Annotated in this window: 15 protein-coding genes and 1 pseudogene; 3 read left to right on the forward strand and 13 right to left on the reverse strand. The window is 44.1% G+C overall.

Annotated features, from left to right (window positions below; genetic code table 11):
- Nucleotides 1–18 precede the first annotated feature (18 nt).
- A complete protein-coding gene (locus tag P7F88_RS21435) occupies nucleotides 19–1,077 on the forward strand; it encodes a COX15/CtaA family protein (RefSeq protein WP_277828101.1) in 1,059 nt (352 codons plus the stop codon).
- Complete coding sequence (cyoE, locus tag P7F88_RS21440) at nucleotides 1,070–1,972, forward strand: heme o synthase (protein ID WP_277828103.1); 903 nt, start codon at nucleotides 1,070–1,072, stop codon at nucleotides 1,970–1,972. Before P7F88_RS21435 ends, cyoE begins: the two co-directional genes overlap by 8 nt.
- A gap of 80 nt (nucleotides 1,973–2,052) precedes the next feature.
- Here cyoE and P7F88_RS21445 read toward each other — a convergent pair whose 3' ends face one another.
- From P7F88_RS21445 to P7F88_RS21460, 4 genes are all read right to left on the reverse strand, one after another.
- Nucleotides 2,053–3,498 carry a hypothetical protein gene (locus P7F88_RS21445; RefSeq protein ID WP_277828105.1) on the reverse strand — a complete coding sequence of 482 codons (1,446 nt, stop codon included), beginning with the start codon at nucleotides 3,496–3,498 and terminating at the stop codon, nucleotides 2,053–2,055.
- Between the two features lie 88 nt (nucleotides 3,499–3,586).
- Entirely contained in the window at nucleotides 3,587–4,207 is a 621-nt protein-coding gene (locus tag P7F88_RS21450; RefSeq protein WP_277828107.1) for an LPP20 family lipoprotein, read from the reverse strand.
- 35 nt (nucleotides 4,208–4,242) lie between these two features.
- Entirely contained in the window at nucleotides 4,243–5,637 is a 1,395-nt protein-coding gene (locus tag P7F88_RS21455; protein WP_277828109.1) for a hypothetical protein, read from the reverse strand.
- A gap of 10 nt (nucleotides 5,638–5,647) precedes the next feature.
- On the reverse strand, nucleotides 5,648–7,915 hold the full coding sequence (locus P7F88_RS21460; protein ID WP_277828111.1) for a CHAT domain-containing protein: 2,268 nt from the start codon (nucleotides 7,913–7,915) through the stop codon (nucleotides 5,648–5,650).
- A gap of 336 nt (nucleotides 7,916–8,251) precedes the next feature.
- Here P7F88_RS21460 and P7F88_RS21465 point away from each other — a divergent pair, with 336 nt between their 5' ends.
- A complete protein-coding gene (locus P7F88_RS21465; RefSeq protein ID WP_277828113.1) occupies nucleotides 8,252–9,001 on the forward strand; it encodes a DUF481 domain-containing protein in 750 nt (249 codons plus the stop codon).
- Between the two features lie 75 nt (nucleotides 9,002–9,076).
- Here the strand turns inward: P7F88_RS21465 and P7F88_RS21470 are convergent, their stop codons facing one another.
- From P7F88_RS21470 to P7F88_RS21510, 9 genes and pseudogenes are all read right to left on the reverse strand, one after another.
- Complete coding sequence (locus P7F88_RS21470) at nucleotides 9,077–9,322, reverse strand: hypothetical protein (RefSeq protein ID WP_277828116.1); 246 nt, start codon at nucleotides 9,320–9,322, stop codon at nucleotides 9,077–9,079.
- Nucleotides 9,323–9,491: 169 nt separating this feature from the next.
- On the reverse strand, nucleotides 9,492–9,950 hold the full coding sequence (locus P7F88_RS21475) for a hypothetical protein (RefSeq protein ID WP_277828118.1): 459 nt from the start codon (nucleotides 9,948–9,950) through the stop codon (nucleotides 9,492–9,494).
- A gap of 122 nt (nucleotides 9,951–10,072) precedes the next feature.
- Nucleotides 10,073–10,666, reverse strand: coding sequence for a patatin-like phospholipase family protein (locus tag P7F88_RS21480; protein WP_277828120.1), 594 nt, complete (start codon nucleotides 10,664–10,666; stop codon nucleotides 10,073–10,075).
- A 202-nt stretch (nucleotides 10,667–10,868) separates the two neighbouring features.
- Nucleotides 10,869–12,278, reverse strand: coding sequence for a TolC family protein (locus P7F88_RS21485; protein ID WP_277828122.1), 1,410 nt, complete (start codon nucleotides 12,276–12,278; stop codon nucleotides 10,869–10,871).
- 15 nt (nucleotides 12,279–12,293) lie between these two features.
- Nucleotides 12,294–14,250: pseudogene (locus P7F88_RS21490) on the reverse strand (MacB family efflux pump subunit).
- 4 nt (nucleotides 14,251–14,254) lie between these two features.
- Entirely contained in the window at nucleotides 14,255–15,493 is a 1,239-nt protein-coding gene (locus tag P7F88_RS21495; protein ID WP_422128578.1) for an efflux RND transporter periplasmic adaptor subunit, read from the reverse strand.
- Nucleotides 15,480–16,124 carry a YbhB/YbcL family Raf kinase inhibitor-like protein gene (locus P7F88_RS21500; protein WP_277828126.1) on the reverse strand — a complete coding sequence of 215 codons (645 nt, stop codon included), beginning with the start codon at nucleotides 16,122–16,124 and terminating at the stop codon, nucleotides 15,480–15,482. The genes P7F88_RS21495 and P7F88_RS21500 overlap by 14 nt, the downstream gene beginning before the upstream one ends.
- 89 nt (nucleotides 16,125–16,213) lie before the next feature.
- Nucleotides 16,214–17,617, reverse strand: a complete 1,404-nt coding sequence (locus P7F88_RS21505; protein WP_277828128.1) for an ATP-binding protein — start codon at nucleotides 17,615–17,617, stop codon at nucleotides 16,214–16,216.
- 9 nt (nucleotides 17,618–17,626) lie between these two features.
- A complete protein-coding gene (locus P7F88_RS21510) occupies nucleotides 17,627–18,310 on the reverse strand; it encodes a response regulator transcription factor (RefSeq protein WP_277828130.1) in 684 nt (227 codons plus the stop codon).
- Nucleotides 18,311–18,485 lie beyond the last annotated feature (175 nt).

Raw genomic sequence — 18,485 nt, forward strand, 5'->3', positions numbered from 1 at the left:
AAAGTTCAGGAGTTAAATATGGGTGTAAAGGAAATGCGTTTAGTCTGGCTGGTGAGGTTCGCGGTTGTATTTACCCTGGGTGTTATCGTACTTGGTGCCTACACCCGGCTAACCGATGCTGGTTTAGGCTGCCCAGACTGGCCTGGCTGTTATGGACAACTAACGGTTCCAAACAGCACCGGAGAAATACAAAAGGCTACGGAACTTTTCCCTTCCACCCCGGTTGATCAGTCCAAAGCCTGGGCAGAGATGGTTCATAGGTATTTTGCTGGTTCTTTAGGTCTGCTGATATTTGCGATTACTTACCTGGCGTTAAAAGCAAAAACCGCAGGAATCTTGCTGCCAGTGTCTTTGAGCACACTTGTCATTGCACAAGCACTGCTTGGTATGTGGACGGTGACCCTAAAGCTAATGCCAATTATCGTACTGGCTCATCTATTTGGGGGTTTCACGCTCCTCTGCCTTCTGGTGTTACTCCATGCAAGGTTCACTACAACGGTGCCGACAACAACAATAACAACAACCGAAATCTCCCTTCGTTTTCTGGCACCTTTTGCTCTGCTTGTTGTAATAATCCAGATCTTTCTTGGAGGATGGACATCCTCAAATTATGCCGCGTTGATGTGCACTACCCTGCCAATTTGTCAGGGCGACTGGATCAGTTTTCTCGATTTCCGGAACGCTTTTACGCTTTACCAACCGGGCTACGAAAACTATGAGTTTGGCGTTCTGGAATACCCGGCAAGGATGACCATTCACGTTACCCACCGCTTCGGTGCCATCGTGACATTTTTCACCGTAGGGATATTGTGCTGGAAACTGGCCAAAAAAGATGGATTCCAGCGCATCTCCGCTCTACTGCTGGGGTTGCTTCTTATCCAACTCAGCCTGGGTGTCAGCAATATTGTATTTAACCTGCCGCTTAGCGTTGCGGTACTGCATAACCTTGGTGGTGCGTTGCTACTGGCATGCACTGTACAGATCAATTATCTGATTTTTGCCACATCAAACTCCAAGCAACGAACGGAAACACTAAATAAATATCTAGTCAGAAATACCGGAGGCTCCAATGAGTAAAATCCTATCGACACAAAACGCCGAACTGCTCGAAGTCTCCCGCTGGCGGCTCTATTTAACACTAACCAAACCTAAAGTGGTCGCATTGATGTTGCTAACTGCAGTAGTAGGAATGTGTTTAGCCGTACCAGCGGCGCTACCACTTCAGGAAACCATTTTGGGACTAATTGGTATTGGCCTAATGGCTGGCTCCGCAGCGGCATACAACCACCTAATTGACCGCAGAATCGATGCCATGATGGTTCGAACGCACAAACGACCACTGCCCTCTGGTGACTTAAATTCAGTCGATGTTTTTCTGTTTGCTTCCGCAATAGGTGCCTTGGGTTTCGCCATTCTTTTTGCTGGGGTTAATGAGCTTACTGCATGGCTTACATTTGTGAGTTTGCTGGGCTACGCAGTAGTTTATACCATGTACTTAAAACGCGCGACGCCTCAGAATATTGTGATTGCAGGCATCGCAGGCGCAATGCCACCGCTATTAGGCTGGACGGCCGTTACCGGGGAGCTTCATCCGAATGCGTGGCTGTTAGTGATGTTGATATTTACCTGGACACCGCCTCACTTCTGGGCGCTCGCTATTCACCGCAAAGATGACTATGCAAAAGCTGACATCCCGATGCTCCCCGTGACTCATGGTGTTGAATACACCAAAACCAGTATCCTGCTATACACAATTTTGCTATTTCTGGTTTGCCTATTCCCTGTATTAGTTGGTATGAGCGGAATGATCTACCTCGCTTCAACCATCGTTCTTAGCGGAGGATTTATCTACCACGCCTGGAAACTCAAGTATCGTAGTGATGAAAAAACAGCTATCCAGACGTTTAAGTTTTCCATCTATCACCTGATGCTGCTGTTTGTGGCGTTGTTGACGGATCACTATGTGTATTGATTCCGTTAGGCTACTACTGTTGCCCATTACTTTAATCAGGCGTACCCGTTAACTGGAATGCAGCCCAGTAGTAAGGCTTGTCATAAAATGTTTTTGTCGATCACAGAAGGCGCAATACCATCGAATATCGTCATAGCCTGACCGACACTTGCTCCTATGTAGGTTGGGTCTGAAACATAAAATTTGTGCCCGTCTACATCGACATAATCAGCCTCGGGGTTTGGGTGGTTCTCATTTAGTTCGACAGCTACCGCGAGGTGGCCGGGATACTTGAGGCCTACAGTTTTTAATCCAACGACTTGCTCTACAAGAAATGCAAATAAAAAGGAGCGGTCTTCGCAATCAACAGCATCAAGCATCAAGGTATGCATCGGAGTCGCATAGTATTCTTCTCCCCACTGTTCATCATCGCGCAGGTATTCAAAACCATGCTGAACAAGGCTGAGAAGCTTATTCACTTTACTAAGCTCTGAAAGCCCTTCAAGCTCTCGCTCTAAGTCTGCTACCAAGGATTCGTAATGACGACCACTCGGCTGAGCCCGAAAGTACCAGACAAAATCGAGAGAAGGATGAGAGCGATAATAGGAAGCCAATTGCGAATATGATTGGTAAGTTACTGCTAGACCACTATAGGCGTCGTATAACGTCTTCGCTTGCGATGAGAACTCATATACAGCAGGCTGATTCTGAAATGAAAAGTCAAAACTCTTCGGGTTATCTAACGTCGTAGTGTGCGTGTACAGTGAGCCTTCAGGGCTACCGCCTTTCAAAATATAGAAGTCTCGTCCATCCATGTTTAATGCAGCTTTACCATATATTTTTTGCATACTTGGCATCAAAACAAACAGGTTGGTTTGGTTGTACGCGATTCTACAATCAAAGCCCAGTTCCATCAGCAATGCCCAGAGCAGAAGTTTTTGTCCGTTTTCATCACCATGAGATTGACTTTCCGAGTATAGATCAAGCAACGATATAAGCCCCCAATCAGAAAGTGCTTTCGTCTCTGAAGCCTCGCTAATATGACTCACTACTTTCATGATATCGGGATATAAGCTTTCCCATGCGTTTGATATATCTATAGCCTCAGCACTTAATGGAAGATAACTAAGGCTGATTTTTGGTAGCTGGTAGACCTTGCCTAAATAAGCGATATCCTCGTAGTCAGGAGCAACTGGCGGTGAAGACGGATTTTGTTGTGGCTGCGACGGCTCAGGCGTGTCAATTGACGGTGGGGAAATACTTGGTTCCTGATTATCTTCTTTTTTCTCATCTGGAGTATCCTTAGCTATAGGTGGCTCGTCTAACTTTGGCTGCTCATATAGCTGTTCTGGTTGAGATAGCAGAAAACTTTCCCATTCAGATTCAAGTGCCTTTTTAAACGCTGACTGCTCTGCACTAAGGTAAGAGTTAAAGTCGCTGCTTTGATTTTTCTTCCACGTTTCAAACTCTTCATTAGCGAAACATGCTTTACTCAAACACAACAGAGCCATTGTTAGCGTCGCAGAAACCAAACCTTTATTTTTCATAACAGTACTCCTACAGCAAACCGTGCAATGGAAGTAACACTCTGGTACGACTGGCAAAGATGCTTGTCAGTCGTACCAGAACCCAGCCTTAGTTGTTGTTCAGGTTTCTTAGATCAGCGATTTTTTTTGCCATCTCTTCATGAGATTTTTCAGCCTGGAATTTCTGCCATGCAGCTTCATCGTTAGCCATACTTGTTCGAATCGCATTTTGAGCGGTTGCAACAAGGTTATTTTCATCTATTGCGACCCAGACATAAACTTCACCTTCTGGGCCAATAATACGTCGAACAATACGAGATCCCATCAAAGACTCATCAGTGATAGATTCTGAGGTACTAGAGGCAGCAGCATCAATAGTCTCACTCTTTGCTACACCAGTAGTACCGAGATAATTCTTAACCATATTGCTAACCTGAGTCCGGACGTTTTGCGCAAGTTCTACTCGAGCGGCGAGCGCTGCCTGCTGCATCATATAATTCATACCAGCATCAGATTTAGGGGAGGAGCCTCGACCAGTTACGGCAAAGTTGTCGATAGCACCTGTGCAAAAGAACTCGGGAGCTTCTGTTTTTCCGTCGTCAAAGGTACACCAGCTTTTTTCTACAGGTTGGTTAGTTGAAACCTGACCCTGAGGTTCATTAGATGTACTGCTACAAGCCCCTAATGCACCAGCACAAACTAGGGCGATAATAGACTTACTTACTTTCATTTTGACCACCTTTTTAACTCTATTGTTAAATTTGATTATTTGTTTTCTGTCGTAAACATCAAAACTGATTCCGTACTGCTGGACTCACTTTTTTTAACTTTCTTGAGTCCACGAGTCATCCTTACTCCTTGCTCTATCTTGTAGGAGATCACGTAGTAGCCACTGTTAGATACATACTTGTATGATGGTAGAGCTCCTACCAAATCGTTCGTAGATGCTAGCAACTGAATACTTTCTAAGCCGAAAGGCTTTTCAACGACGAACTCACCCAAAGATACCCACTTATTGACATCATCAGCATTCGTATACCCTATAAATCGCCTGTCACCATGGGCTTCATTTAGTTCAATTAGGTAGGACTGTTCACTCTCCGTGTTTTTTGTATGCCCCACCAGGTAGAAATAGCCTGGCTTATTCATTTTCATTAGGAGTTCTACTTCTTCACCATTGTGAAAAACCAGATTACGCATCCCCTTGTTGGTTGCGAGGCTCGTCTTAAATTCACTTGAAACCGCATAGCCATGATGCAGTAGCTGATCAAAGTCAGGTGCAAGAGGAGTGGTTCTGTAGTCTTTATAGCTTTGCGGCAGCATACTAACTACAATCGCCTCGACAGTATTCCCCTCCTGGTCCGAAAGATTGTAGCTGACTCTAATTCCGCTTTTGCTTTGCTGATACCTTCCATTGAGAAAATAGTTAGCCAGGTTTCTTTTGTGAACCGAGTTTATTTTTGTCTTTAACTGCTCGGTAAGAGCAGATGAAAACGGAGTCACTTCTCGTGAGTTAGATAGCGTGATGGGGGTTACATAGATTTTCTCGTACTTTAACCTTCTGCCTATTAGCTTTGCAGCAACTTCAAGGCTGGATACCGAGCCTTCCAGGTCATCGATCGTAGCGTTGATTTGCTCGATACTAACTGAAGGTGTGGTTAAATTTGTTTCCCGACCCGACAAAAATCGCTCAACAAGACTGAGCTTTCCATATTGATTTAGCTCCGCAAGGATTGAATATAAGGTATCAAGTTGAGCATTCTGATCTAAAGATGGTAACGAAGCGTACTTACTATTTATGAGTTTAGCGTGATTCGCGATCTGAGTTTGATACAGAGGCAATGCCGTTCTCTCATATAGCAACGCAGAACAAAAATGTTCACCTCTATCCTGATTACAGCGATACTTTACCCCGATGATGGGAATATTGGTGGTTAGATTTGCCTGAAAACTAAAGTCATCCGTTCCTTTGCTATCCTGATAAACAGAAGACTTACTTTCTACGTCAACGTAGATGCTGTTAGCAAGCGCAGACACCGCTGCAACTTTGGCACTATCAACAGTCTTCCCATAGCCCTCTCCCTCTAAAACTCGGGCGTTAAGGCCAGCGGCTACTAAACACAAAACAAGTGGAATAGAGGATAATAAAGCTCGATTCATACCATTCCTATTAGTCAGATGCTCCCGTCAACTGGAATGCAGCCCAGCGTGACGGATGTGGGTACTTTTTACGCGTTTTGATTTGAGCTAACTGTAACGCTTTAACTTTTTCATTCTCTTTAAGGTAACCATAAAAAGAAGTCATAAAGTAAGCGGTTGGTTTATCTTCAACAGGCCAGAGGCTGGAAAGAATAGAGTCTGCGCCTGCATATAGGAACCCGCGATTTAGCCCAACGACATCATCACCACTAACAATATCGCCCAGCCCGGTTTCACAAGCTGATAGTGTCACCAGATCTGCATTTAAGCTCATGCCATAGATTTCAGCCACGGTGAGATGCCCGTCGTTATAGCTATCCGGAGCCAACAATAAGCTGGACTCTAATGGTGTTTCTGCATTGAAAATGCCGTGACTTGCCAGGTGGAATATTCCGTAATTGGCAGCATCGTTTTTGATTGTGGTTTCAGTCGCCTCACTTCTCAACTTAACATCAGCACTTGACCACAACCCTGCTATAGCCTGAGCTTCAATTTCAGCTCCAGGCAAATCAGTTTCAGGGTTATTTAGATCCGGGTTACCCAGAATCAAAATCTTATCCGAAATGTTTTGGTTGTGACCCACATACTTCATTACAGATGCGCTTGGCATAAATCGGATTCTGGCTTTGTCGACAACAAAGCGTCTCCCATCGTGTAGGGCGGCAAACGGAAGGTAATGCAAAGGACCGTGGGGAACAATGATCAGATCTTTATTGTGAATTCTTTTTCCAAAAGGCCTGAGAAGTTGTCGGTACAACGCTTTGGAAGGTTTAATCCACTCTTTACCTGGTTTATTTAGAGCTGTGCGAAAATCCCTGATATTCTGGTCTAGATTGCGACTATCGAGTGGATATACGTTTAACTGCGCTCCATCCAGAACAAATGCATACAACTTATCTTCGGATAAATAATATTCAACAAGTACTTCTCCGTCTTTGAGGAGGTTCCCTACCTCGTCACTGGACAACGTATCAACACTAATCAGCGAGGCAAGTTCAGGATACTTTTTCTTCAATTGTTTCTTTGGTACTAATCCTCTCGTATCGTTCGTTGGAGCCGACTCTGCCCCCATCTGAATACGAGACTCAAATTGATTGAGTTGAGCTAAATACTGTTCGGCTTCATCGCTTTCTCCAAAGCTTATGTCCTCGCGTGATGCCATCAAATCAACAAGCGCTCTGGCTTTAGCTCGCTCGACATAAGCAAAGGCTTCAGCAAAGTCACCCTGTTCAATCAGATAGTTAACCATATACTCATATGGCTGTTGCTTCCCTCTTGAGAACCCCATCTTACCCATTTCACTATTGAAATCGGTGCGTTGAGACTCAATCACTTCGATCGATTTTCTCAGTGTCGTGATAGCCTGCTCTTGATCACCTAAGTTTAAATACGTTCTGGCATAATCAAACCAGTACATCCAGTGCAGGTTGAAGTCTTTAGATATTGATGTGTATCCTTCTAGCCTCTTAAAGTTAACTAGCGCCTCTTCATATCTACCCCCCTCAAGGTCGGCCCTACCCTGAAAATACAAACTTGTATCAAACGCTAGATCCAGCTCTTCTTCGAGCTCCTCCATTTTCTTTTCTTCATAAGCATCCAGGGCCACAGATAGTCCTAAGGTTAGTACAGCATCGACACCATCTGTCACTTTATCCCAACCGGATTCAACCTCGGGATCCGGTGGCAGCTTTTTGGCTAGATCTGCTGCTTTGTCATAGTCTTCCAGAGAGAAATAGACTTGGGCGAGTATTTTTCTGGTCTTTTGACGGAGTTCCACGACTTGATCATCAAGCCAAGGCATTGAGTTATCTACAAATTGTAACGACTCTTGCTCTGTCCTGGCGTCTCCAAGTTGACGTGCTATAACAGCCTTAAATCCGTGTAACTCGATTTCAGCGGTACGAATCATCTCGCCATACATAGAGTGATCACGAAGATTTTTTTCTTCGAGAATTTCTAAGCCCCTATCGATAGCCTGGTTAGCATCTGAGTAACGACCAAGTCCATTCAGAGATAGAGCTAAACCTTCATGTGTATTGACTACCATAAAGTGAGTTGCAGCATCAGTACTATCTTTGAAGCGCCGTACAAATACCTCAGCACAATCTATATAAGTGTTAATTTTACCGCTGGTAGCGTACATTCCACACAACATTGAAAGCTCAAGCGCATCAAGTTTCTCAAACGCAGCCCTCCCTCCCATTTTTTCAATCATTTCGGACTGAGTTCCGTTTTTCATTGCAAATGCTCCCTGGATGACCGTCAAACTAGTACACCCTGTAAGAAGCAAAATAGATAAGATTGAAATGATCTTTAGATAGCGCATAGAGCCTCTCACATAACATCCAATGAGAATAAATAATTGAAGCAGCCATATAATGCTTTAGTGTCCTCTTATCGAGGAAAATCTCATCCCCCGAACGGGGGATAAACAGAAAATAACTAGACCGAGATCAACAAAGCTGATTTATTTCCACTGCGAATTCACCGCAGCATATTCCACTAATATTTTGCTTTCATCTGACACCAGAGGCAGATTTTGTATTAAAGTTCGGGGGAAATTGGAGTTAACCTAATGAAATTAAAACTATTTACCGCCACTGTCCTACTTACTCTCTCCTCAAGATGTGTATTCGCAGATAACTCAAACGGTCAAGATAAAAAAGACGATACATTAAAAGCTGGAGCTAAAGTTGGCCTGTTTTATTCGGAAACCAGCAACACATCCATGTCTTTTAACTCAGCATTCTGGTTAACTTACAAACCAAATAAATTAACCCAGGATTTTAAATTTAGCAGCTACTATACCAACGAAGAAGGCGACGAAGGTACGAACAAGTATTCGCTGTATTACAAAGCGAGCTATGATTTGGGTGATGAATGGTCTGGATATATCGAAAACGAATACATCTATAATCAATATGAAACCTACCGTCAAACGTACACTTTAAATACTGGTCTGGCTTACAAGCTATTCGATGAAAAGAAAACTAAACTTGAATTAGGTGTAGGCCCTGGTTTCCGCTATACCAAACGTCAAGCAGATGACCCAGATTATCCATACGACGAAGTCAGTGAGATGATTGGCTCCGCTTATATAAAAGGCTCCAAAGAACTGAGCAAGAGCTTCTCAATTGGTGGTGGCAGCAAAGTGGAATATGGTGATTCAAACACTAAATATACTACCGATGCGTGTATTAAGAATAAACTGATGGAGGATCTTTCTCTGGTCTTAGACGCAAAATACATCTACAACACCAATGTCGCATCCGATAAAGATCACGATGAAATCTATACCACTATGAGTTTAAGTTACGATTTCTAGCAGTTGTATGGTTTTGCGTTAAACTAGCACTGCCCTTTTCGCCTTAGTTAGATCAAACAAGGGATAAGTTTTCACCTATCCCTTGGGCTGGTGACCAATCTTCTTCGCAAGCTTTTGCATAGCCTCTGCAAACGTTGTTGTCCCACTTTTAGCCCGAACCTGTATTACCTTATATCCCATCCTTTCCAGTGCCTGACGCTCTGCCAAAACCGGCTCGTCGTCTTCTCGGCTACCTTGTACAGGCTGATGAATGTAACACCCCTCCAGCTCGCCATCTTCGACCAGTTGGTGGTGTTTCAATGCATTGATATCAACATTCATAGTAAGTATTTATAATTTTGTCGTTTTGCCATACCGCATTGTAACCACAAAAAGCGACGGAAAATACAGTAACCCGAGGATACCTAGTAATTACCGCCAGCCATAGACTGGTGGTATCTGGCCTGTGATTAAGACTTATCTTTAACTGTATTGCTTGAACCAATGAGAGCTACACTTCACCGATTTTTGCGTCATCTAAAAATCGATTAAATTCTGGATTACTTAATATCTGGTGATAGCCTTCCGAAATTAGTGCATCAACTTGTTCATTTTCAAGATTTAGATCTGTAGGTATATTGTTTAAATAATATCTCTTCTCTATATCTTTAATATTGGTTAAGTTGATATCAACAAAGTAACTGCTTACCGGAGTATTATCTGACATAGCATATTCAGAACGCTGGTTGAGCGTACTCAGCATAAGATTTTTTGTTATATCGTTATAACGGTGAATCTGAATATCGCTCATGTAATTAAGGGTATCGACTATTCCCGGCTCTTTGGTTGACTTCCCTAACGAAGTATCCGAATTCACAGAAGCATCTATGGAAATAAATACAACAAAAGGCATTACTTCCGCGTTAATTTGTTCAAAAAAACTGGCTCTACCACCTCTTATTGCCATCATATCGTAAAGTGACAATAGTCCGAGGTTATCTGTTATCCCTCCATCTACAAGATGAATATATTTATTTCGAGACTTATCAGAGTACCCTTCTAATCCTTTTAAAGTCGATTTTGTAACCGAGTTTAATTTTTTTGGTCGGTGAACGTCAAAATACTCTGGTCACCGCATCCTGAATAGTTTTCTAGCACAACTGGATTAAACACGATTGGAACAGCCGAAGATGCCGCGATAGCTTGGGATATCGGATAACTGGACAAATCAGAACAAAGCAGATCGAAGTACTCTTGAATAAATGAAAAACGAACACCTCCACCCAGGTCTGAAGCATTTATAACTATTAATGGTCGCTCATCCTGATTGATATCAGCGAACGTCGCTCCCTTAAATAACTTATTCTCATAATAGGAGACCGCTTCTTGTGTTATACCGGAGGTTGAAAGCCAAAGGCGCGGGTTCATTAAACGCCATATTAATGAACTACTGACATTGTCATAAAGAAATTCGTCTTCGAAGTCAGTAAACAGTTTATCACCATACAAACCATAGTAAGCAGCTGTAAAGCTTCCCCCGGATACAGAACTAATTTTATCAACTTCTTCAAGAACAGTGACATACTCGCCATTTTTGTCTACCAGCTGTTCATTAAGAGCCTTCATTACACCATATGAAAAAGCGGCCGCTCGGGTTCCTCCACCAGATATTGATACGACAATCATAAACTCACCAGAATTATATCTATTTACGGAGTTAGCATATGAATATCGGCTAGAAGGATATTGAGTAGCTTCTAACGGTTTATTTACAGGGGTACCATAAGTGGCACACCCTGAGATAAATATAATTAATATGAAAGCAATGATTAGTCGCAAGTGAGCACCTATATCAAAAAAGATATCGTTTCTTGCTACAAGTATATATCTATTGAGTAAAAGTTTTAGGCGCAATATCACTCCCACCAAGCGACTGATAAAGCTTTGCTTGAATCACAAACTGGTTGTATCTGTTTTCCAAAAACGAAGATTCAATACTGCGCCTAGATTCCATCGCTATAATCCAGTCAATCATGTCGCTAGCTCCGTATTGATATCTGCTGGAATATATGGCCTCTATCTCCTTGGCATTAGTGTATTGCTCTTTATATATCCCGCCTTTGTAACGATAGTGCTGTTTTGCGCTAAGCAGGTTCGCCGTCTCCTCCATTGCTGAATACACGGTATCTCTGTAGTTTATTACCGCCATTTGATAATCGAGCTCAGAGATATTTTTGTTTAATTCCATCTCGTTCCATTCCAAAAAGGGTAAAACAAGCCCACTTCCCAATTTAGCTATAGGATTTTCCAGTAATTCCAGTAAATCAGATGAAGAAGTACTCAGTGAACTGGTTAAGGTTAAAGTGGGCATATAACCTGCGTTTACTGAATCTGTTGTTGCAAGTGATGATTTCAGTGCGTACAGGGCAGCCTTGATATCTGGCCTGCGAAGTAATAGCTCTGAAGGTACTCCTGGTGCAATATCCGGCACTGGTAATGTGGAAAGTTGTTCGATATTAAAGCCAGATTCTTGTAACGGCTGATTTAACAGCATCGAAATCGAAAGTTTTGTCTCGGATAGCTCTTGCTGTAACTGGCTGAGCTGTACCCGCTGACCATATAGACTCTGTGTTGATTCGAGCACCTCTAATCGAGTTGCGGAGCCTGTATCAAACTTACGCCTGGTCAGTGTTGCGACTCTTTCAGTACCTTCGATGTTCTGTTCGGTTAGCGCGATCATTTGATTGAGATAACCTAATTTCCAATAAAGTGTTGCAGCGGTCACTGCAAGGCTCTGAGCTGTGCTTTCTCTGTCTTCGTAACTAGCCTTCGCATTCCAATCGTCCGCATCAGCTGCTGCATCAACACGCCCCCATAAATCCAGCTCATAGCTCAAGGATAAACTGGAACTAAAACTGGTATCGGAAGAGTTATCATCTATATCATGTTCGAACGATGAAGTGTGTGAAAAGCCAAGTTCGGGTATTTTGTTGTTTTCACTCAACCCGGCTTCCAGTCTTGCTTTTTTAAGAGTCAGCGTGGCTTTAGCCGGGTCACTATTTGACTGCAATACCTGCTCAATCAAGTCATCTAATTGTGGATCGTCAAACAACTCCCACCATTTATCCAGCTGCTCTACTGCCGTAGCTGACGTCTGTTGTGATTGAAGACGATCTTGAGACCAGTTTTCCGGGATTGCTAGTTCTGGCTGCTCAAAGTCACTACGCATAGTACTGCACCCAAAAAGCGATACTGAACAAAGCACCAAAGCTAAGGGGTTTTTTAATCTTGTTTTCATAATATGTTCCTTACCCTAGTCTCTGGAAAGCGCATCAACAGGGTTTAACTTTGCGGCATTTCGTGCAGGAAGATAACCAAACAGCACACCAATTAATGTAGAACAGGCAAAAGCTGCAACGATAGAAGAAGCGGAGTAGATCATCTGAAACTCAGAGTTTGTGTAGGTAAAGACCATACCGACAAAGTAAGCAAGTGCGATACCCATGGCTCCACCACAAAAACAGACCAAAACCGCCTCAATTAAAAACTGACGCATAATATCCGTCTGCCTAGCACCAACCGCCATCCGAATACCGATCTCCCTGGTTCGCTCTGTCACCGAAACCAGCATGATGTTCATCACGCCAATGCCGCCTACGACCAGTGAAATAAAAGCGATAGCAGAGATAAGCAATGTCATTGTCTCGGATGTTTTCTCTATGCTTTTACGCACGGTATCTGTGTTAATGGTAAAAAAATCGACGATACCGTGACGCATTGTTAGAAGACTGATAATCCCTTGTTCGGCGGCATCACTGGAGACATTATCCTCAATTCTTACCGTAATATCGCTCACGTAGTTTTGCCTAAAAATACGCCCGGACACTGTTGTGTAAGGTAGCCAGATATTCAGTTCTTCACTGTTATCAGACACACTTTCAATCGGGTCAGTGACCCCGATGACTCTAACTGGCAGGCGGCCAAGGAAAATAACACTGCCTAATGCTTCACCGTCAGAAAAAAGCTCTTCTTTGGTGTTTGCATCGATAATAGCAACCTGCTCAAGCGAATCGACACTCTCCTCACCAAAGTACTGACCTTCGGCTAAGGTGTAACCCCGAACCCGGAAGTACTCTGTACCAACCCCCTGAACAGAGCCCGATACGGTTTCACTGGCATAACGGATAGCAACATTCGCCCGGACAGTTGGCGTCACACTATCAACAAAAGGGAGCGTCTTAAGCGCGTTGGCATCTTCAGCAGTAAGCGTTCGAACCCGACCTGAACGGCGATCTCCGCGTCCGGTTCCGGGTTTTATCTCGATGGTGTTGGTCCCCATAGAAGCGATATTATCCAGAATTGCTTGCTGCGATCCTGTACCAAGGGCGACTACAGATACTACAGAAGCAATACCAATGATGATGCCAAGCATGGTCAGAAATGTACGCAGGCGGTGATTAGACATCGCCACCAATGCCATCTTCAAAGCTTCAAAATAACGGTTCCAATTAATTCCACGACGAGTGTTTGATTCCTCTGTCGAAACTTCTAGAATCAGCATCCGAATGACTAGCCGCTTTCGCACAGTTCTTCTTGTCACCAATGATTTCACCATCTTTCACCTCGATGATACGGTCAGCAAAGCTCGCGACATGTGGGTCGTGTGTCACTAAAATAATCGTGTGCCCATCGTGATGAAGCTCCTGAATCAGCTTCATCATTTCTTCGCCACTGCTACTATCTAACGCACCTGTAGGTTCATCAGCAAGAATGACATCACCACCATTAACCAGTGCTCGCGCGACACTGACACGCTGTTGTTGCCCACCACTGAGCTGGCTTGGTTTATGGTCTAACCGGTCTTCCAGCCCAAGACGAGTTAGCAGCTTTATTGCTTTTTCCTGCCTAGAACTTTTGTCTTCATTGGCATATAGGGCCGGAACCTCTACATTTCCGACAGCGGTTAAATCACCCAACAAATGGTAACGCTGGAAAATAAACCCGAAGTGCTCACGCCTCAGTGCGGCTAGCTCATCCTCACTCATAGAGGAAGTATCTTGACCGTTGATGAAATAACGACCACTACTTGGCTTATCCAGGCAGCCGAGGATATTCATAAGGGTTGATTTACCAGAACCGGACGCGCCGATAATTGCCACCAGCTCTCCACGTTGTATTTCAAGATCGATATCTTTTAGAACCGTTAACTCCTGCTCTCCAGCGGCAAAAGATCGGGTGACGCTCTCGACTCTCAATAGTGTCTCACTCATGCCATCACCTCATACCTTTTCCCAGACCAGGTCCACCCCCGCCCGGCCCACCTTGTCTTGGTAAACCACTCGAACCGCTTAAGGAAAACCCTGAGCCTGACACTTCTTTGTTCATTGATTGACTAAGGACAATCTCGTCACCATCGTTTAACCCAGACAGTACCTGAGCGTATATTTTGTTGTTGATCCCAACCTCAACATCACGGTACTCAACCTGTTCACCACTTTTCACCGGAACCTGATAAGCGGTGGCTGGGCCGGGTTTCTGAGTGAGTATCTGCGAAGGCACAAGCAGTGTGTTTTCTGCGCTTTCAAGAACAATAGATACCTGAGCGGTCATTCCTATGCGCAGTAACTTATCCGGGTTTTCTACATCAAACAGTGCATTAAAATAGATAGCTTCATCGTCACCGATTTTCAGATCACTGTCGTCACCAGTAAGCAATGTCGGCCCAGGTTCAATGGCACGCAAGGTTCCACGAAATTTCTTTCCAGTAGACCCCAAAATGGTGAAATAGACTTCTTGTCCGGCTCTTATGTTGATGATATCTGCTTCCGAAACCTGTGCTTTTACGGTCATCACATCCAACTGAGCGAGTTCAATAATGCTTGGTGTGCCTTGGTTGTTGTTAACCGTCTGCCCCTCTTCAACCGAGACATAAATCACGGTGCCATCAATCGGTGAATTAATGGTGGTATAACTAAGATCTAGCTTGGCATCGTCTACGCTAATAAGCGACTTCTCCTTTTCCGCGCTCAGCTGTTCCAGCTCGGCACGATAGACCGCCAGTGTTGACTCAGCGGTATCATATTCCGACTGAGAAGTGGCACCATCTGCCAGCATTTGTTTCTTTCGTTTAAATTCAGACAGAGCTCCTTTAATTTGAGCCTGCTTCGCACGGTATTGGGCATTGATACTCTTGAGGGAAGCCTCTGCTTCCTTCAGGGTGTTTTGTTGCGCCAAACTGTCGATTTGTGCAATGGAATCACCCTGCTCAATTTCATCGCCTAGCTGTACATCCAATTTTTCTATCAACCCAGAAATCTGGGCACCAACACTAACCAGCTTTGACGGATATAACACCCCGTTTGTCAACACAACACTTTCAATATTGCCACGCCTAACAAAGTCGGTGACCAGTTGGGGTTGAGCCTGCTTAGCAAACGTAGAGTTATAACCAAAACCTGCAGCGACACCGCCAAGAATAAGACAGGCTATTAATGTATTTTTAATGCTTTTTATCATTTAAGACTCTCTGTTTTCTTTCGAAGCTGACTGTTAGTGAGTCAGAAGCTAATACCACACCTTGCATTTTTTCCCTTAGAGTGGCTTCAGAAACGTTGTCCGTTTGTGCCAAAACTAATGGCTCAGAAAGCGCATAGAGATGAAAGGTATAGTCTTTTGGGCCTGGGCCTCTGGAACATGGTGGAGCATATTCATTTTGATGGTTAACACCATTGCTGCCAGCTACTCCCACAGATTTCCCGGCTGGTGTACCCGAAACATCCACAGGAATGTTGTACATAGTCCAGTACCAATGAAGGCCATCCGGCTCATTTGGTTTTGGTGGCGGAGGTGGTGGTGTGTTTACTGCATTGCTGGAAGGCTCTGGCTTGTGTTCCTTTCTGTCCTTCGGTTTTGGTTTGGGACCTGGCTTATGATCCATAATGACAACCAATGACCGTGCACCGTCAGGTAAACCGCTCCAACTTAAAGGTGGTGAGATACTCTCACCTTCGCAGGTAAACTGAACCGGATATTCACCGCCATCTGTAAATGCTGTGCTGGTCAGCGTAAGGGACTCGTTGGCCTGAGTTACCATTGGAGTCAATAACATCAAACTTACAACGGGAACCATGATATTGGCGTTCATAAGCTCAATCTCCTTATCGATAAATAATAACTATCTGGTGAGTTACTTTCAGTCTATCGATTAGGAGCTGGCTATGTATGACAATGCTGTCATTTAACGATTGGAAGAAATAACCGCATAGTTACGATATCTGCCTGGCTAGGTTCCAGAATGAGGTCACCGCCATGAGCCCGGGCAATTTCACGAGCCAGACCTAACCCCAAACCGCTACCGGATATACCTTGGGTGTGCTCCAATTCGCCACGATAGAATCGTTCGAAAAGTTGCTCTCTGACCTGTTCTGACATTGGTTGACAAAAGTTGCTTATCACCACCTCTATGGCGGAATCACTTCGGTTGGCGCTAATGGTGACGCCTTTCTCTTGAAGGCTATAACGCATTGCATTAGTCAGAAGGTTATTAAACAATTGCCTCAACAAAACGGTATCTGCCTTAAGAATTAATCCCTGTTCAATCGAGCATTCCAGTACCAACTCTTCCGAGAATAACTCCATATCGGCAGTAAGTTCTTCTAGCAACTCAGTCAAGTTTATTGCTTCGAGGTGAAGCGCCATAGAACCGGCATCAGCCTGTGACAGGAGCAGCAGTTTGCGAGTGATTGCAGACAAATGACCGACTTCATCCAAAATGGCATTGAGGTCAACTTGAGATGAGTCTTCAGTAATAACCGCCTGTTCAAGTTTCCCTCTCAGAACAGTAAGCGGTGTTTTCAGTTCATGAGCGGCATCTGCGGTAAAACGCGAGGTTTGCTGAAAGCTCTCTTCAAGTCGATCCAGCATTGTGTTGTATGCGTCGATTAACACCTTGAACTCTTTGTCTTCTTTATACTCAGGCAGACGGTGGCTCAGATCTTTTTGTGTCACTTTACTCATCGACTTTTGCAGTCGATCTATCGGCCTGATGGTATTGGTCGCAATAAACCATGCACCCAGAATACTGAGTAGCAAGGAGAAGGGAATGACAAAGATAAGCGCAGTTTGTAGAGTTTCTCTCAATTCGCTGGTTGTTGCTTCTACATCGACAGCAACAAGGCTTTCTGCTTCAGGGGCTGAAAAATAACTGGCCCGCCACTCACTACTATCATGTTCGAAGGAGATAAACTCACAGCGACGACTGGGTTGATTATCATCTTTTGATGCTAATGCAGCTGTATCGTTATCACTTCGTTCAAATTTATTTATCAGTCGCTGAGGTTCAGAGCCATCCGATTTCATCAGGATGTCACTGTCACTAGATTGAACCAGCAGCATCAGCTGGCTGGGAGAACTGATACGAAGCTTATCTACCAGGTCATTAATCGGACGGTTGCCTACGAGTTCAAACTTATCCAGACCTTGTCGCGGCACCATTCGTTTTGCTTCCATACAGAGGCGAAAATCAAGGTGCTCATGCTCTACCTTCATAATGCGAGACCAGCCTAAAGTGATCACTATAGAGAGCACCACACAGACAGTAAAAATTGATATGGAAAAAATACGGGTGAGAAAAGACATAGGATTACCTTACCGGGGACTCAATCGATAACCCGTGCCACGGACAGACTCAATTGCACCAACCATTTTTCCGGCGCTCTCCAAAGAAGCCATCTTACGGCGAATTCGTTTGATGCAAACATCGACAACATTAGTACAAGGATCAAAATCATATCCCCACACGTGCTCTAAAAGCTGCCCTCGGGTAAAAACCTGATTCGGAGAACGCATCAGATACTCTAGCAGAGTAAATTCCCGGCTAGTGAGCTCTATAGATTGTTCATTACAATTGAGACTTCGACTAATACAATCCAGTTGCAGTGAACCTACCTTAACCACATGTTGCTGAGTACCTTCACGCCGCCTTAGCAACGCATGGATTCGGGCAATTAACTCTTCGACATAGAATGGCTTTGCCAGGTAATCATCGGCTCCCAATTCGAGCCCCTGCACTCGATCACCCAGTTCATTACGAGCGGTAAGCAAGATAACCGGAGTATCAATACCTGATTGGCGAAGAGAGCGAAGGATATCCAACCCGTCACGCCCCGGGAGCATGATATCGAGGACAATTGCATCATGGTTGTTTTGGCATGCAACCTCATAGCCCTGATTGCCATCAGCACAGTGAGTAACACTCATATTTTTTGCACGCAAACCTTCGCACACAAAATCTGCGATTTTCTGTTCATCTTCAACAAGTAAAATGTTCATAGAGCTCAATCCTCTGACCAATACTGAAAGTATGTCATTGGAAGCTCAAGACTCGCAACAAGTATGACAAATTTGTCATTTTTGAGTATTTAACAAATAGAAGCTCTAGTGTGTCACTAGACAGAATGGGGAAAATTCTAACGTAAGATATAAGCCGAACAAAAAAAGGGAGCTT

This window comes from Vibrio hannami (genome assembly GCF_029589055.1).
Lineage (GTDB): Bacteria > Pseudomonadota > Gammaproteobacteria > Enterobacterales > Vibrionaceae > Vibrio > Vibrio hannami.

Bases quoted from the DNA above. Each gene is read 5' to 3' on its own strand.
- P7F88_RS21435 (WP_277828101.1), top strand. From the start codon at position 19: ATGGGTGTAAAGGAAATGCGTTTAGTCTGGCTGGTGAGGTTCGCGGTT.
- cyoE (WP_277828103.1), top strand. From the start codon at position 1,070: ATGAGTAAAATCCTATCGACACAAAACGCCGAACTGCTCGAAGTCTCC.
- P7F88_RS21445 (WP_277828105.1), bottom strand. From the start codon at position 3,498: ATGAAAAATAAAGGTTTGGTTTCTGCGACGCTAACAATGGCTCTGTTG.
- P7F88_RS21450 (WP_277828107.1), bottom strand. From the start codon at position 4,207: ATGAAAGTAAGTAAGTCTATTATCGCCCTAGTTTGTGCTGGTGCATTA.
- P7F88_RS21455 (WP_277828109.1), bottom strand. From the start codon at position 5,637: ATGAATCGAGCTTTATTATCCTCTATTCCACTTGTTTTGTGTTTAGTA.
- P7F88_RS21460 (WP_277828111.1), bottom strand. From the start codon at position 7,915: ATGAAAAACGGAACTCAGTCCGAAATGATTGAAAAAATGGGAGGGAGG.
- P7F88_RS21465 (WP_277828113.1), top strand. From the start codon at position 8,252: ATGAAATTAAAACTATTTACCGCCACTGTCCTACTTACTCTCTCCTCA.
- P7F88_RS21470 (WP_277828116.1), bottom strand. From the start codon at position 9,322: ATGAATGTTGATATCAATGCATTGAAACACCACCAACTGGTCGAAGAT.
- P7F88_RS21475 (WP_277828118.1), bottom strand. From the start codon at position 9,950: ATGATGGCAATAAGAGGTGGTAGAGCCAGTTTTTTTGAACAAATTAAC.
- P7F88_RS21480 (WP_277828120.1), bottom strand. From the start codon at position 10,666: ATGATTGTCGTATCAATATCTGGTGGAGGAACCCGAGCGGCCGCTTTT.
- P7F88_RS21485 (WP_277828122.1), bottom strand. From the start codon at position 12,278: ATGAAAACAAGATTAAAAAACCCCTTAGCTTTGGTGCTTTGTTCAGTA.
- P7F88_RS21500 (WP_277828126.1), bottom strand. From the start codon at position 16,124: ATGAACGCCAATATCATGGTTCCCGTTGTAAGTTTGATGTTATTGACT.
- P7F88_RS21505 (WP_277828128.1), bottom strand. From the start codon at position 17,617: ATGTCTTTTCTCACCCGTATTTTTTCCATATCAATTTTTACTGTCTGT.
- P7F88_RS21510 (WP_277828130.1), bottom strand. From the start codon at position 18,310: ATGAACATTTTACTTGTTGAAGATGAACAGAAAATCGCAGATTTTGTG.